This is a genomic window from Deinococcus budaensis (assembly GCF_014201885.1).
Lineage (GTDB): Bacteria > Deinococcota > Deinococci > Deinococcales > Deinococcaceae > Deinococcus > Deinococcus budaensis.
On the sequence record NZ_JACHFN010000003.1, the window covers coordinates 291,003 to 305,645 of the forward strand.

13 protein-coding genes and 1 pseudogene are annotated in these 14,643 nt (G+C 69.1%); 8 read left to right on the plus strand and 6 right to left on the minus strand.

Annotated elements, in window-relative coordinates; translation table 11 throughout:
• Window positions 1-70: 70 nt before the first annotated feature.
• From panB to HNQ09_RS06335, 3 genes are all read right to left on the minus strand, one after another.
• Window positions 71-892: a 3-methyl-2-oxobutanoate hydroxymethyltransferase gene (gene panB / locus HNQ09_RS06325; RefSeq protein WP_184026868.1), complete on the minus strand. Its 822-nt coding sequence runs from the start codon at window positions 890-892 to the stop codon at window positions 71-73.
• A gap of 87 nt (window positions 893-979) precedes the next feature.
• Window positions 980-1,459: a DUF420 domain-containing protein gene (locus tag HNQ09_RS06330; RefSeq protein ID WP_184026871.1), complete on the minus strand. Its 480-nt coding sequence runs from the start codon at window positions 1,457-1,459 to the stop codon at window positions 980-982.
• Between the two features lie 57 nt (window positions 1,460-1,516).
• Window positions 1,517-2,188, minus strand: coding sequence for a D-lyxose/D-mannose family sugar isomerase (locus tag HNQ09_RS06335; protein WP_184026874.1), 672 nt, complete (start codon window positions 2,186-2,188; stop codon window positions 1,517-1,519).
• 215 nt (window positions 2,189-2,403) lie between these two features.
• Here HNQ09_RS06335 and HNQ09_RS06340 point away from each other — a divergent pair, with 215 nt between their 5' ends.
• The 7 genes from HNQ09_RS06340 to HNQ09_RS06370 all read left to right on the plus strand — a co-directional run bounded on the left by HNQ09_RS06340 (window position 2,404) and on the right by HNQ09_RS06370 (window position 10,640).
• On the plus strand, window positions 2,404-3,387 hold the full coding sequence (locus HNQ09_RS06340; protein ID WP_184026876.1) for a COX15/CtaA family protein: 984 nt from the start codon (window positions 2,404-2,406) through the stop codon (window positions 3,385-3,387).
• Between the two features lie 11 nt (window positions 3,388-3,398).
• A complete protein-coding gene (locus tag HNQ09_RS06345; RefSeq protein ID WP_184026964.1) occupies window positions 3,399-4,334 on the plus strand; it encodes a heme o synthase in 936 nt (311 codons plus the stop codon).
• A 251-nt stretch (window positions 4,335-4,585) separates the two neighbouring features.
• Window positions 4,586-5,806, plus strand: a complete 1,221-nt coding sequence (gene coxB / locus HNQ09_RS06350) for a cytochrome c oxidase subunit II (RefSeq protein WP_184026878.1) — start codon at window positions 4,586-4,588, stop codon at window positions 5,804-5,806.
• On the plus strand, window positions 5,803-8,259 hold the full coding sequence (locus HNQ09_RS06355; RefSeq protein ID WP_184026880.1) for a cbb3-type cytochrome c oxidase subunit I: 2,457 nt from the start codon (window positions 5,803-5,805) through the stop codon (window positions 8,257-8,259). Before coxB ends, HNQ09_RS06355 begins: the two co-directional genes overlap by 4 nt.
• A gap of 144 nt (window positions 8,260-8,403) precedes the next feature.
• A complete protein-coding gene (locus HNQ09_RS06360) occupies window positions 8,404-9,126 on the plus strand; it encodes an SCO family protein (protein WP_184026882.1) in 723 nt (240 codons plus the stop codon).
• A 68-nt stretch (window positions 9,127-9,194) separates the two neighbouring features.
• Window positions 9,195-10,190 carry a Holliday junction branch migration DNA helicase RuvB gene (ruvB, locus tag HNQ09_RS06365; RefSeq protein WP_184026884.1) on the plus strand — a complete coding sequence of 332 codons (996 nt, stop codon included), beginning with the start codon at window positions 9,195-9,197 and terminating at the stop codon, window positions 10,188-10,190.
• A 93-nt stretch (window positions 10,191-10,283) separates the two neighbouring features.
• Entirely contained in the window at window positions 10,284-10,640 is a 357-nt protein-coding gene (locus tag HNQ09_RS06370; RefSeq protein ID WP_184026886.1) for an ArsC/Spx/MgsR family protein, read from the plus strand.
• A gap of 31 nt (window positions 10,641-10,671) precedes the next feature.
• Here the strand turns inward: HNQ09_RS06370 and HNQ09_RS06375 are convergent, their stop codons facing one another.
• The gene (locus tag HNQ09_RS06375) at window positions 10,672-11,031 is read right to left on the minus strand and encodes a VOC family protein (protein WP_184026889.1); all 360 of its coding nucleotides are present in this window, start codon (window positions 11,029-11,031) and stop codon (window positions 10,672-10,674) included.
• A gap of 112 nt (window positions 11,032-11,143) precedes the next feature.
• On the opposite strand from HNQ09_RS06375, the gene HNQ09_RS06380 reads away from it, so the two are divergent.
• A complete protein-coding gene (locus HNQ09_RS06380; protein WP_184026891.1) occupies window positions 11,144-11,884 on the plus strand; it encodes a hypothetical protein in 741 nt (246 codons plus the stop codon).
• Here the strand turns inward: HNQ09_RS06380 and HNQ09_RS06385 are convergent.
• Together HNQ09_RS06385 and HNQ09_RS06390 are read right to left on the minus strand one after the other, a co-directional pair.
• A complete protein-coding gene (locus HNQ09_RS06385) occupies window positions 11,868-13,916 on the minus strand; it encodes a molybdopterin oxidoreductase family protein (RefSeq protein ID WP_184026893.1) in 2,049 nt (682 codons plus the stop codon). The genes HNQ09_RS06380 and HNQ09_RS06385 overlap by 17 nt on opposite strands.
• A gap of 25 nt (window positions 13,917-13,941) precedes the next feature.
• Window positions 13,942-14,535 (minus strand): annotated as a pseudogene (locus HNQ09_RS06390) (phosphotransferase enzyme family protein); the annotation flags it as partial.
• Between the last annotated feature and the right edge of the window lie 108 nt (window positions 14,536-14,643).

Here is a 14,643-nt window from a genome sequence, read left to right on the forward strand (position 1 = left end):
CAAAGAAGCGTTCGCCCCTGCTCAGGCGAACGCTTCTTTCTGTCCTGGCTGGCGGCTGGAAGCTGGCCCCTCAGTACAGCTTGTCCAGCACCTCGTCTTTCATCACGAAGCTGTTGTCCTTGCGCGGAAACTCGCGGGCGCGGACCTCGCGGGCGTAGGCCTCGATGGCCTCACGGGAGGTGCGGCCGACCTCGGCGTAGCGTTTGGCGATCTTCTTCTCCTCGCCCTCGTAGACGCCCAGCAGGTCGTGGGTGACGAGGACCTGCCCGTCACAGTGGACCCCGGCCCCGATGCCGATGGTGGGCACGCCCAGGCGCTCGCTGACCAGCCGGGCCAGCCGGGCCGGAACGGTTTCCAGCACGACCGCGAAGGCCCCGGCCTGCTCCAGCGCCAGCGCCCCGTCCAGAATGCGGCGGGCGCCCTCGTCGTCCTTGCCCTGCACCTTCAGGCCGCCCTGGGCGGTGGCCGTCTGGGGCGTCAGGCCGACGTGGCCCATCACCGGGACGCCGTTGCGGGTCAAGGTTCCCACGACCTCCAGAATCTCGGGCGAGGCGCCCTCCATCTTCACGGCGTCCGCGCCCGTCTCCTGAATGACGCGCACGGCGGCGCGCATCGCGTCGTGGGTGCCGGTGTGGTAGGTCCCGAAGGGCAGGTCCACGACCAGAAAGGTGTCCTTGGCCCCCCGCCGCACCGCCCGCCCGTGGTGGATCATGTCGGCCAGGGTCACGGGCGCGGTCGAGTCGTAGCCCAGCACCACGTTGCCCAGGCTGTCCCCGACCAGAATCAGGTCCACCCCGGCGGCCTCGGCGTGCCGCGCGCCGGGATAGTCGTAGGCCGTGACCATGACCAGGGCCTGGGCCGACTGCTGCAACTCGGGAATGCTGCGCTTCATGAGGAAGAAGCTACCAGCTTCCCGCGACCAGCCGCCAGCCAGGGACCATTTCTGCTGGCCGCCGGAAGCGGGTGGCTGGTCGCCCCTTTACCCCGTCACGACCTCGCCGTATCGCCCCAGCACGAGGTAGATGATCCAGCCTGTGACCGCCACGTACAGCCACACCGGCACCGTCCAGCGCACCCAGGCGCGGTGGCGGTTGAAAAAGGTGCGGGCCGGGGCCGCGTCGATGCGGCCCAGGTTTCCGGCGGCCTTCAGCCCCTTCCAGGCGTTGAACAGCGCTCCCAGCGCCAGCGGCAGGTTGGCCGCCGCCAGGATGATGTGGCTGATCAGGAGGGCGAAGTAGGCCGCGCGCCACTGGTCCGGCCCCACGTACTGTTTCTCGTAACCCAGCGCGAGCCGGGTGAGGTACAGCACCAGAAAGACGGTCGCCAGGGCGCTGGCGGTCAGCATCGCCCGCATATGCGCCTCGCGGTTGCCCCGCCGGATAAAAAAGACGCCGACCACGAGCGCGATGCCGCTCAGGATGATGGTGATGACGGCCCACTGGTTGATGATCGGTGCCACGCCGGGCAGTCTAGGCGCCGGGGCCAGGGGCAGGTGTCCGGGGCCTCGGCTCCCCGGTCATTCCCCCAGCTCGCTCCACAGCGGATACAGCGGCGCCTCGTCCGGCTCGACGGCCGGGAAGCGCCCCACCGCCTCCAGAAAGACGTTGTCGTGCAGGTCGTCGTTCACGGCGCTGACCTCTCCGGCGAGCACCGGGCCGTGACCCGGCTGGGCGTAGAAGCGGTGGTAGGTGCCCGGGTGCAGGGTGATGCTCTCGCCGCTCCCCAGGGCGAGCGGCTCCAGCGGCCCCAGATGTCGCAGGCGGCCGTCGGTGATGACGGGCACGGGGACGTCCCTCACCTCTCCGCCCTCCGACACCAGCGCCAGTTCCATCACCAGCACCCCGCCACCCCGGTTGATGATGTCCTCGGTCTTGTGCCGGTGGGTGTGCAGCGGCGTCTCCTGGCCCTCACCGACCAGCAGCAGCTTCTCGGCGTAGGGCACGTCGCCGGGCACGCCGGGGCGGCCGTTGCGGGTGCAGACCAGCAAAAGGCCCCGGCGCGCAAAGTCCCCCGAGCCGAAATCGGTCACGTCCCAGCCCATCTGCCGGGCGTGGCAGTGGGCCCGCACCCCCGGCTGCGCGGCCCACTCCTGGGGCGTCCAGGTGACCCAGGGCGGCGCGGCAAAGCGCAGCTCCCCGAGAAAGGCGACGGCGCGGCGCTGGGCGGCATTGACTTCTGACCTGAGCATGGGGACACCTCGGCAGGGGGAACGGATCAGGGAGGAGCAGCGGGGCGCGGCCGTGATACTGGCCTGAGCGTACCGCAGCGGGCGCGCACAGCAGCACAGCAGGCGCCGGGGGGGACAATCTTCAGCCGGGGGGGGCGACTAGAATGGCCGGGTTGACCGCGCCCCCGGCCGGGCAGAGCCGGGCAGAGGTGCGGAAAGGGACGGTGAGGAGGAAGATGAGCGGAACGCTGACGGTTCCCCGCGCAGGTGCGGGCGCGTGGCTGCCCCGGCTGGCGTGGGCGGCGCTGGCCTACAACGTGCTGGTGATCTTGTGGGGCGCGGTGGTGCGGATCACGGGCGCGGGGGCCGGGTGCGGCGACCACTGGCCGCTGTGCAACGGCGTGGTGGTGCCGCAAAGCCCGACCCTGCACACGGTGATCGAGTTCAGCCACCGCCTGACCAGCGCGGCGAGCGGCCTCCTCGCGCTGGCGCTGCTGGCGCTGGCCTTTCGCGCGACCCCGCGCGGGCATCCCGCCCGGCTGGGCGCGGCGCTGAGCCTGGGTTTGATCGTGCTGGAAGGTCTGGTGGGCGGCGTGCAGGTGCGGCTGGGGCTGACCGCCGACTCCACAGACCCCGCGCGCGGGCTGGTGCAGGGCGTCCACCTGGCGAACACCTTCTTGCTGCTGGGTGCGCTGCTGCTCACGGCGCTGTGGGCCTCGGGCCGCCCGGCGCTGCGGCTGCGCGGCCAGGGGCGGGTGCTGGGGCTGGGCACCCTGGGGCTGGTGCTGACGCTGGTTCTGGGAATGGCGGGCGCCGTGACCGCGCTGGGCGACCTGCTGTTCGCGCCCACGCCCGGCACGCCGCTGGACACCGTGCGGCGCGACTTCGGAGCCACGGCGGGCCTGATCGAGAACCTGCGGGTCGTTCACCCGCTGCTCGCCGTGCTGACCAGCGCGTATCTGGTCTGGCTGGTGACCGCGCTGCGGCGCTGGCGGCCCTCGCCGGGCGTGACCCGCTGGGGGGCCGCGCTCGTGGGCGTGCTCGCCCTCCAGATGGTCGCGGGCTTTGCCAACGTGGCCCTCAAGGCGCCGGGCTGGATGCAGCTCACGCACCTGGGGCTGGCGTGCATCATGTGGCTCGTGACGGTGCTGCTGACCTACGAGGCCCTGAGCGCCCTGCGCCGGGTGCCGGCCTCCGCCCGCCGGGGGGTGACGGCGTGACGACCGACCACGTGGACCGCGCCTCTCCCGCTCCTGCCGCGAGCAGCCCGGCCGCCCGGCCCGTGCGCGCGACCTGGCGCGACTACCTCGCCCTGACCAAGCCCAAGGTCATCAGCCTGCTGCTGTGGACCACCGTCACCGCGATGGTGATGGCCGCGCGCGGCTGGCCGGGGCTGTGGCTCCTGATCGTGGTGAGTCTGGCCGGCTACGCCTCGGCGGGGTCGGCGGGCGTGTTCAACATGATCATCGACCGCGACATCGACCTCAAGATGAAGCGCACGGCGGGGCGGCCCACCTCCAGCGGGCTGATCTCCCGGCGCGACGCGGCGATCTTCGGGAGTACCCTGCAAGTCGGGTCCTTTGCGGCGCTGTGGCTCTGGGCCACCCCGCTGGCCGCCTGGATGAGCCTGGCGGGTTTTTTCACCTACGTGGTGGTGTACACCCTGTGGCTCAAGCGCACGACCTGGCACAACATCGTGCTGGGCGGCGCCGCCGGGTGCTTTCCGCCGCTGGTGGGCTGGGCCGCCGTGACGGGCGACCTGAACCTCTTCGCGTGGTTCCTGTTCGCCATCGTCTTTTTCTGGACGCCGGTGCACTTCTGGGCGCTGGCCCTGATGATCAAGGAGGAATACCGCGAGGTCGGCATTCCGATGCTGCCGGTGGTCCACGGCGACCGCCTCACGGTCGCGCAGATCGGCCTCTACGCCATCTATACGGTCGTGCTCTCGGTGATGCCGGTGTTTTTCCAGGAGGTCGGGCTGATCTACTTCGTCTCGGCGCTGGGGCTGGGCGGCTGGCTGCTGGTGCTCTCCTGGCGGCTGTACCGCCACGTCATGGCCGGGCGGGCGGTCGAGCGCCGGGTCGCCGTGCCGCTCTACCTGTACTCGATGCTGTACCTCGCCCTGCTGTTCGTGGCGGGGGCGGTGGACCGGGTGCTGCTGGGGTAAGGGGGTACTGGCGAGTGGGCGGCAAAAAAAGCAAAAAAGGGGGCAGTCCGGCGGGGCTGTCCCTCTTCTTTGCCCACCGCACACCATCCACACCCGGCCGTAAGGACACATGACCACCCCCCAGCCTGCTCTCATGGGAGCTGTCCCTGACCGCTCGGTCGAATACGTCTGGAAGCCGCGCACAGCGGGACAATTCATGGGGGCGCAAAACCCTGAGAGACGCTTTAGACTAGGGCGCGAGGAAAGGAGTGATGTTGAACACCAACCATAGACCCCCCAGGGACCGGCCACACCCGTGGGTGCGGGCCGGGCTGCTCACGGCAGGCGCGGCGCTGCTGACCGGCTGCGGGTCGCAGCAGCTACTCAGCATCGGGGACATGTCGTCCGCCTACAACCGCGAGATCTTCTGGATGAGCGTGTGGGCGATCGCCTTCTCGATCATCATCTTCATCGGCGTGTCCTACGCGCTCTTTTACACGGTGCGCAAGTTCCGCGAAGACCGCCCGGGCCACGACGCCGCACCCGCGCAGTTCCACGGCAACAACCGCCTGGAAGTGATTCTGGTGGTCGTGCCGGTCTTGATCGTGGTGCTGCTCAGCGTGCTCACGGTGCGCTCGATGGCCCGGCTCAACCCCACGCCGCAAAACGCCACCAGCATCAACGTGCTGGCGCGGCAGTTCTGGTGGAACTTCACCTACCCGACCGCCACGGCGGCGGCGGGCGGCGTGGTGTCCAACGGCAACGAACTGGTGATGCCCACCCGCAACCCGGTGGCGCTGACCATCACCTCGGGGGACGTGATGCACGCCTTCTGGGCGCCGAACCTGGGCGGGCAGCGCAACGCCACCCCCGGCACCGAGAAGACCTGGCAGATCGACACCAACCGTCCCGGCGTGTACCAGGGCAACTGCTCGCTGCTGTGCGGGGCCAGCCACGCCAACATGCGCTACAAGGTCGTGGCGCTGGAGCCGGAGCGCTACAACAGCTTCCTGGCGGCGGCGCAGGCCTACCGCGCGCCCACCCCCGCAGAAGGCAGCGCCGAGGCGCGCGGCTACACCATCTTCATGCAGGGCAAGCCGTCCACGGGCGCGCTGGCCTGCGCGGCCTGCCACCGGGTGCAGGGCACGCCCGCCAACGGCGCGGCCGGTCCCGACCTGAGCTTTTTCGGCACCCGCCGCACGCTGGGCGCGGGCATGTGGGAAGGCGAGCGCGCCGAGGAGATGCTGATTCCCTGGCTGGCCAACAGCCCCGGCGTCAAGCCCGGCAGCCTGATGCCCCCCTACAACGGCGCGACCTACCGGGTCAACGGGCAGGTGCAAAAGGGCGGCGTGCTCACCGAGCAGGAGCTGTCGGACGTGGCCGCGTACATCCGCAGCCTGAGACTCCCGGAGGAAGCGAACTACTGGCGTGACGTGCCGGTGATCGGCGCGGCCGCAGGTTCTCAGGCGGGCACCCAAGGAGGCACCCAGTGACGGTTCAGCACGCCCCGCAGCCCACTGCCGCCGCTCGCCGGGGCGTGTGGGAGGTCATCAAGGACTACATGATGACCACCGATCACAAAAAGATCGGTCTCCTGTACATCGCCACCTCCATCGTGGCCTTTGCGGTCGCGGGCCTGATGGCCGTCGCCATCCGGCTGCAACTCGCGCTGCCCGACCAGAGCCTGCTGGTGGGCAACACCTACAACGAGATCCTGACGGCCCACGCGGCGATCATGATTTTTTTCTTCCTGATTCCGATCGGGCTGTTCGGCTTCGGGAACTTCTTCCTGCCCTTGCAACTCGGCGTGCGTGACGTGGCCCTGCCGCGCGTGAACACCTTCGCCGTGTGGCTCTTTATCTTCAGCCTGGTTTTGATCCTGACGGGGCTGTGGAACGGCGGTCTGCCGGGCGTGGGCTGGACCTTCTACTACCCGCTGTCGGTGGACGGCAACCAGAGCGGCGTGAGCGTCTTTATGGTCGCCGTGATTCTCAACGGCATCGGGTCGCTGCTGGGCAGCGCCAACTTCGCCGCGACCATCGTGAACATGCGCGCGCCCGGCATGAGCCTGTGGAAGATGCCGATCTTTTGCTGGAGCATCTTCGCGACCAGCCTGCTTCAACTGGTCAGCCTGGGCGGCCTGACCGCCGCCGCGCTGGTGACCTACCTGGAAATCAAGCTGGGGCTGAGCATGTTCAACCCCGGCATCGGCGGCACCCCGATCCTCTTTACCCAGTTTTTCTGGTTCTACTCGCACCCGGCCGTGTACGTGATGCTGCTGCCGTACCTGGGCATCGCCGCCGAGGTGGCGTCCACCATGGCCCGCAAGCCGCTGTTCGGCTACCGGGTGATGGTCTACTCGCTGCTGGGCATCGTGATCGTCTCGCTGCTGGTGTGGGTCCACCACATCTTCGCGGTCGGCCTGCCCGAAGCCTGGCAGATCGCCTTTGCGGTCGCCACCCTCATCGTGGCCGTGCCCACGGGCGTGAAGATCTTCAACCTGATCGGGACGCTGTGGGGCGGGCGCATCATCATGAAGACGCCGACCTACTGGCTGGTGGGCTTCATCTTCAACTTCCTGATCGGCGGCATCACCGGCGTCTCGCTGGGCATGATTCCCTTCGACTACCAGGTCACCAACTCGTACTACGTGGTGGCGCACTTCCACAACGTGATGATGTTCGGCACCGCCTTCCTGGCGATGGCGGGCCTGTACTACTGGTGGCCCAAGATGACCGGGCGTTTCCTCGACGAGAAGCTGGGCACCTGGCACTTCTGGCTCTTTATGGTCGGCTCGTGGCTGACCTTCCTGCCGCAGTACATCCTGGGTCTGCTAGGCATGCCCCGGCGCTACTACACCTACCCGGCGGGGAACTTCGCCTGGACCGAGCTGAACTTCATCTCGACCCTGGGTGCCCTGACCCTGCTGGCGGGCGGCATCGTGTGGGTCTGGAACATGTACAAGACCCACCAGCGCCCCGCCACGGCGTCTCCCAACCCCTGGGGCGGCTTCACGCTGGAGTGGACGGCGGCTTCTCCGCCCGCCGCCTACAACTTCGCGCACGAGTTCCCGACCACCTTTCCCACCGAGCGGCCGCTGTACGACTGGGAAAAGAGCGGCGAGCGGCTGATCCCGGTCGATCCCAAGACCATCCACCTGCCGCAGGACACCATCTGGCCGTTCATGACGGCGGTCTCGCTGCTGCTGATGGGCTACGGGCTGTCGTTCGGCTGGTTCACCAACTACTCGCCCACGGCCGGGCTGCGCGCCTTCAGCGAGGCCGGGCTGAACTTCCAGATCGCCACCGTGATCCTGTACGCCAGCATTCCCTTCTTCCTGTACTCGCTGTTCAAGTGGGCGGGCACCCGGGAATACGCCGTGCCGGTCGAGCACCACCACCTCACCAAGTACGACAACGGCTTCATGGGCATGAGCTGGTTCATCCTGTCGGAAATCAGCCTCTTCGGCGTGCTGATCGCCGGCTACGTGTACCTGCGCATCATCGGCGCCGCCGAGCCGCCCGCGCTGCGCCCCAACATCTGGCTGGCCGCGCTGAACACCCTGATTCTGGTCTCCTCGTCCTTCGTGATTCACAAGGCCGAGCAGGACCACCACCACGGGCGCTACACCTGGTTCCGCCTCGGCCTCTTTATCACCCTGATCCTGGGCGCGGTGTTCATGCTGTTCCAGGTGTACGAGTTCGCGCTGTTCGGCTTCGAGAGCGACTGGCGCCAGAACCTGTGGCAGTCGTGCTTCTTCATCATCGTCGGCCTGCACGGGCTGCACATCCTGATCGGCGGCACCGGCATCGCCCTGCCGTACTACCAGGCGCTGACTGGCAAGATGGACAAGTACAACCACGGCTCGCTGACCGCCGCCAGCCTGTACTGGCACCTGGTGGACGTGGTGTGGCTGCTGATCCTGGCGATCTTCTACGCCTGGTAAGGCGGCGCCCAGCTTCCCGCCGCCAGCGGCCAGCAAAAGACAACTGAGGGGGTGGGAGCGTGACGAGCGTTCCCATCTTCTTCTTTGCCTGACGGCTGGAAGCGGGGACACCCCGCCCCCCCCGTCCCCGCTAGCCTGCCGGGCATGAAGTGGCTCACAGCGGTGCTTTTGGCCCTCGCGGCGGTCCTGGGCGGGCTGCTGGTGTACCGGGGCGTCTCCCCTCCCCCGACCGGAGGGACGGCGCTGGACAACCCGGTGGCCCTGCCCGCCTTGCGGCTGGTGAACGACCGCGGCGAGGCGGCCACGCTCAACGACTCGGGCGGGCGGCTGCGGCTGGTGTTCTACGGCTTCGTGCGCTGCCCCGACGTGTGCCCGGCGACCCTGGCGAGCCTGAAGAACACCTACGAGGCGCTGACGCCCGGGCAGCGCGAGCGGGTGCAGGTGCAACTGATCACCGTGGACCCGGCGCACGACCGTCCGGCAGTCCTGCGCGACTATCTGACCCGCTTCGACCCTGCCTTCACCGGCCTGACCGGCGACGAGGCCACCATCGACGAGGCGGCCCGCGTGATGTTCGTCAGCAACGTCAAGCCTCCGCCCGCGCCCGCTGGGGACCACAGCGCCCACCTGGGAAGCAGCGGCGCGCCCGGCGCGGGGGCGGACGCGGACACCGGCGCGGCCCACCCGGGCGACGACCACAGCGACGAGGTCCCCGGAGGCGCCAACGAGGCCGCCCGCATCCACGGCGATCAGGTCAGCGTGGTGGACGCCCAGGGCCGCTTCGTGCGCGTCTACAGCAACCTCAATGTGCTGGAGGGCGAACTCGCCCGCGACCTGCCGGGCTTGATCCGCCTGCACGGCGGCTGAGGGCAGGGCAAGGGGGCCGCTTGTCCGTACCTGACACCCTTTTTTCGGAAATAGCGTAATATGACGGCATGACTGAACCGCTCGACGCCGCCTTGCGCCCCAAGACGCTGACCGAATATGTCGGCCAGGAGCGGCTCAAGGAGAAACTGACGGTCTACCTTCAGGCCGCCAAGGGCCGCCGCGAGGCGCTGGACCACACCCTGCTGTTCGGGCCTCCCGGACTGGGCAAGACCACGCTGGCGCACATCGTCGCGGCCGAACTGGGGGTCAACATCCGGGTGACCTCCGGCCCGGCCATCGAGAAGCCCGGGGACCTCGCCGCCATCCTGACGAACAGCCTGGAGGAAGGCGACGTGCTGTTTATCGACGAGATTCACCGGCTGGGCCGGGTGGCCGAGGAACACCTCTACCCCGCGATGGAGGATTTCAAGCTCGACATCGTGCTGGGGCAGGGACCCGCCGCGCGGACCATCGAGCTGCCGCTCCCGCGCTTCACGCTGGTGGGGGCGACCACCCGCCCCGGCCTCATCAGCGCGCCCATGCGCAGCCGCTTCGGGATCATCGAGCATCTGGAGTACTACACCGCGCAGGAGATCGCCACCAACCTGCTGCGCGACGCCCGGCTGCTGGGCTTCGGGTTGGAGGAGGACGCCGCGCTGGAGATCGGCGCCCGCTCGCGCGGCACCATGCGCATCGCCAAGCGGCTGCTGCGGCGCGTGCGCGACTACGCCGACGTGGCGGGCGAGCCGGTAATCGGCGTCGAGCGCGCCCACGACGCCCTCGACAAGCAGGGCCTGGACGCGGCGGGCCTCGACGACCGCGACAAGAAGTACCTCGAAACCCTGATCCACCGCTTCGCGGGCGGTCCGGTCGGGGTGGATACCCTCGCCACCGCGATCTCGGAGGACGCCCTGACCCTCGAAGACGTGTACGAGCCGTACCTGATCCAGCTCGGGTTCATCAAGCGCACCCCCCGGGGCCGGGTCGCCACCGCCCACGCCTACGACCACCTGGGGCTGCCGGTGGGCACGGCCGAGGGAGAGCTGGGGCTGTACACGAACTGAAGCCGTCAGCTTCCAGCGGCCAGCTCCCAGCGATTCCCGCCGCCTTTGCCTCGGCCCACGCCGGGGCTTTTTGCGGACGGCTATCCTCTGCCCATGACCGCCCCGCAAGTCCAGATGTTCGGCCTCAAAAAGAGCGCCGCCACCCGCGCCGCCGAGCGCTTTTTCAAGGAACGGCGGGTCAAGATTCATTTCGTGGACCTGGCGGCCAAGCCCATCGCCAAGGGGGAGTTGACCCGCTTCGTGCAGAAGTTCGGGCTGAACGCGCTGCTCGACCTGGAGGGCAAGGCGTATGAGAGAAGCAACCTCGCCTACCTGCGGACCACCGAGGAAGGCGTCATCGCCCGCGTGATCGAGACGCCCGAACTGCTGCGGCTGCCGCTGGTGCGCGGGGGCAAGGTGCTGACGGTGGGCGAGGACCCGGAGGGCTGGGCACGGATGCTGGAGGGGTGAGGGCGCTCCGGCCTTCCGGGCGCCAGTCCGGCTAGACCAGTTCGCGGTGGAACTTCTGGACCTCCAGGGTAAAGCCGCCCGGCGTGGCGAGGTAGAAGGTCCAGCGCCCGTGGTCGTCCCGGGGGGCTTCCGGGGCAAAGCCGCCCTCGACCAGTCGGCGGTGCAGGTCGTTGACCTCCTCGACCGTCTCGCGGGTAAAGCCGATGTGGAACATGCGCGGGTAGGCCACGTCCTCACCCCTGAACAGCGAGATCAGCGCGCCGCTGTCGTCGCGCAGGAAAGCCATCTCCGCCGTGACCAGCCGCGTGCGGCGCAGGCCGAAGTAGGTTTCCAGCAGGGCGACGGTCGCGGTGACATCGGTCACTTCGAGGTTGATGTGGTTCAGGTTCATGTGGGGGCGAGTGTAGGGCGCCCACGCGGCCCGGCTCTGCGGGATCAGGCGCAGTCGCTCACGGAGGGCAGGGTGAGCAGAGAGCGGTCAGCGTCAGCGCCTACTCTGGGGCATGAACGTTCCTTGCATGGCGGCCGTGACCGCGCTGGCCCTCGCCTCTGGAACGCTGGCCCTGGGGGGAGGGGAAGCGGCGCCCTACCGGGCAGAGGTCCGTCCCGGGGAAGTCCGGCTGCTGCGGGGCGGGCAGGTCGTCCGCTCGTATCCGGTACCGCAGGGGCAGCAGGCCTACGCCCTCGTGGCGGACGGGCGGCTGGCGGTGACGACCGAGCCGGAACAGCGCTGGGACGAGTTTCAACTGCGGGTCTATGACGTGGCGACGGGCCGCCTGTTCGCGGGGCATACCCAGGTCGGCAGGGTGTCGCGCCTGTACAGCAAGGGAAACGCGCTGTTCGTGGCATACAGCAGTGCGGTCGCCCAGATTGCCACGCGCACGCTGGTGCAGAACCTGCGCCCGACCCAGGACCGAACCGAGATTGACGGGTGGCGGGTGGCCGAGAACACCCGCAGCCTGCTGTTCAACTCACCCAACGGCGCCTACAGCCCTTACGAACCCGTGCGCCTGAATTACTTCCGCTACGACGTGGCGACCCGGAAGACGTATGCCCTGAACTTCGCCGTCCCCACCCGCCCCGGCTGCGGTCCGGTGGAGAAGGATGGGACTCGGGATGAGCAGGACATCTTCACTTCCCGGGAAGTCGTGGCAACTCGCCATGACGAATGCGGTGTGTTTCAGGCCCGTTTCGACTGGACGCGAGCTTCCTCGGCCCAGCCCGTGGTCACGCCCCGGCACTGACGGCTGTCACCCGCACCCGCGTGTTGTGAAAGGTACTTCCTCCGCCCAGATCGGTCAGTGTCTGCGCGGTCACGGCGTTGATGCTCTCGCCGTCGGGAGCGCTGAGGCCCCACCACGTCCCCTCCACGACCGCGACGCCCGGCTGCGCGGCTTCCGTGACCTTCACCCGGCGGCGGACCTGCCCGACCTCGCTGGCAATCGTCGCGTACCCGCCGTCTTCCAGCCCGTAGCTCCGGGCGTCCTCGGGGTGGATCAGGACGTGCGGCTCGCCCCCCTCGGCGCGGTTCAGGTTGGCAAGGTTGCCGTAGGTGGAGTTCAGGAAGTGGTGCGCGGGCGGCGTCAGCAGGCGCAGGGGGTAGTCAGCGTTCAGGACGGCCTCGACCGGGCGGTACTGCGGCGCGGGCGAGAGCTGCACCTTGCCGCTGGGCGTGTCGGCCCCCTGCGCGTAGGGCAAGAAGTCCCCGGGGAGGTTCAGCCGCACGCTGCCCTCGGCCTTCAGCCGCTCGGGGGTGATGCCCGCGAGGTGGGGATGGTCCGTGTCCAGCACCTCGGCCAGCAGGTCGTCCACCGTCCAGTACACGCTGGGTTCGGTCACGCCGAGGCGGCGGGCGAGTTGCTGAAACACCCAGGAGTTGGGCCGGGCCTCGCCGGGGGCCTCCAGCTCGGCCCGGTTGTAGCCCAGCCAGTGGTGCCCGTAGCTGGTGTACACGTCGGGGTGCTCCATGAAGGTCGTCGCGGGGAGCACATAGTCGGCCAGCCGCGCCGTTTCCGTCATCGCCTGTTCCAGCACCACGACGAGGAGGTCGCCCCGCTGGAGGCCCGCCCGCACCCGCGCGGAATCGGGCGCGACCACCGCCGGGTTGCAGTTGTAGATGACGGCCGCGCCGAAGCCCGCGTCGGGGGCCAGGGCGCTCGCCAGTTCGTTCATGTTGACGTGGGGCACGTCCGGGCGGGTCAGGTGCGCCCCCCCCAGCCGGGTGCGGTTCAGCGCGAAGGCCCCGCTGGTGCTGAGGCACACCCCGCCGCCGCGCTGCCGCCAGTCGCCCGTCAGCGCCGGAATCAGCGTGACCGCCCGCAGCGCCGTGCCGCCGTTCTCATGGCGGGTCATCCCGTACCCGACCCGGATGTAGGTGGGCCGCGTCGTGCCGATGGCGTGGGCGAGGTCGCGCACCTCCTCCACGGTCAGCCCGGTGACCTCGGCGGTGCGTTCGGGCGTCCACTCGCGGGCGGCTTCGCGCAGGTCCTCCACGCCGACCGTCGCCTGGGCGATATACGCCCCGTCGGTCCAGCCGTGGGCGAACAGCTCGTGCATCACGCCCAGCGCGAGCGCCGCGTCGGTCCCCGGCTTGAGCTTGAGGTGGGTGTCGGCGTACCCGCTGGTGCGGTTGCGGTAGGGGTCCACGTGGATGATGCGGGCACCGGCCTTGCGGGCCGCCGTCATCTGCGGGGTGAGGTGACTGTGGGTGCTGAGCGAGTTGATGCCCCACAGCACGATCAAGCGGGCGTGCGGCACGTCCAGCGGGTCCACCGTCAGGCGCGAGCCGTAGCCCACCTGCCAGGCCGCTGTGCCCGCCGTCGCGCAGATCGTCTCGTCGAGTTCGGGCGTGCCCAGCGCCCGCCACAGCGCGTGGGCGTGCGAGTTTTCCATCAGGCCCATCGTGCCCGCGTAGTGGTAGCGCAGGATGGACGAGGGGCCGTGACGGTCCAGCAACTGACGCAGCCGGGCGGCGATGTCGTCCAGCGCCTCGTCCCAGGTCACCCGCTCGAAGCGGGGTTCGGGGTCGGTCTTGGGATTCACCCGGCGCAGGGGGTAAATGGGCCGTTCGGGGTGGTGCTGCCGCGCCGGGTAATGCACGGTTTTGACGCAGGCAAAGCCCTTGGTGTACGGATGCGCCGCGTCCCCGGTGAGCTTTACCGCCCGCTCGCGGCCGTCCTTGCCGCGCTCCAGCGTGACGCGCAGGCGGCAGGCGTCCGGGCAGTCGAGGGGACAGGTGAGCAGCACGTCACGGGAGGAGGAGGCGGGCGCGGACATGCGGCGAGTCTACGCCCGACGGGAGTCAGGCTTCCGGCCGCGCCTCCCAATCCCGGATGAACTTCAGGCCGTACTGAAAAAACCCCAGGTCCGGGACCTCGGTGCCGTACTCGTGGGCGCGGCCTGCGGTCAGGCCCATGAACCAAACGGCCCGCGCCGTCACGAAGAGAGGCAGGGCCTGAAGGTCCGCTGCCCCCAGGGAGCGCACGGTCTGATAGGCCGTGAGAAAGCTCTGCCATGCCTGCCCGGATACCTCGGGCGAAGTCCCGCTGTTCGAGAACAGGCTCCATCCGTACACCGCCAGGTCGTAGGCCCGCCAGCCAGGACCGCCGCAATCGAAATCGAAGAGGCGCACGGTCCCATCCTCCTCCAGCTGGGCGTTGCCCTCGTGGAGGTCGCCGTGACACGGTCCCCACTCCAGGCCCGGGGCGAGGGCGGTCAGGGCCGCGTGGGTGCGGTGGGTGGCCGCCTCCAGCGCGGCCCAGACCTCGGGCGCGTCGGCCAGCAGGGGGCGAATCAGGGCCAGGGGTTGGGTCAGCAGGTGGTCGAGATCGAGGGTAAAGCGGCTTTCTGCGCTGAAGGAGTCAGCCGCAGCGTGCAGCCGGGCCGCAGCCTCCCCATAAGCCGCCGCGCTCTCTAGGGGTCAAAAGTCAGGGTGAGGTATGAGAAGTCGGCTCCTGTACGGTGTTTTCTGCGATGAAGAACACCCGGAGCCGACCCCCTCAAT

Excerpts from the sequence above, each read along its gene's own strand:
- panB (WP_184026868.1), bottom strand. The coding sequence starts at position 892 with ATGAAGCGCAGCATTCCCGAGTTGCAGCAGTCGGCCCAGGCCCTGGTC.
- HNQ09_RS06335 (WP_184026874.1), bottom strand. The coding sequence starts at position 2,188 with ATGCTCAGGTCAGAAGTCAATGCCGCCCAGCGCCGCGCCGTCGCCTTT.
- HNQ09_RS06340 (WP_184026876.1), top strand. The coding sequence starts at position 2,404 with ATGAGCGGAACGCTGACGGTTCCCCGCGCAGGTGCGGGCGCGTGGCTG.
- coxB (WP_184026878.1), top strand. The coding sequence starts at position 4,586 with ATGTTGAACACCAACCATAGACCCCCCAGGGACCGGCCACACCCGTGG.
- HNQ09_RS06360 (WP_184026882.1), top strand. The coding sequence starts at position 8,404 with ATGAAGTGGCTCACAGCGGTGCTTTTGGCCCTCGCGGCGGTCCTGGGC.
- ruvB (WP_184026884.1), top strand. The coding sequence starts at position 9,195 with ATGACTGAACCGCTCGACGCCGCCTTGCGCCCCAAGACGCTGACCGAA.
- HNQ09_RS06370 (WP_184026886.1), top strand. The coding sequence starts at position 10,284 with ATGACCGCCCCGCAAGTCCAGATGTTCGGCCTCAAAAAGAGCGCCGCC.
- HNQ09_RS06375 (WP_184026889.1), bottom strand. The coding sequence starts at position 11,031 with ATGAACCTGAACCACATCAACCTCGAAGTGACCGATGTCACCGCGACC.
- HNQ09_RS06380 (WP_184026891.1), top strand. The coding sequence starts at position 11,144 with ATGAACGTTCCTTGCATGGCGGCCGTGACCGCGCTGGCCCTCGCCTCT.
- HNQ09_RS06385 (WP_184026893.1), bottom strand. The coding sequence starts at position 13,916 with ATGTCCGCGCCCGCCTCCTCCTCCCGTGACGTGCTGCTCACCTGTCCC.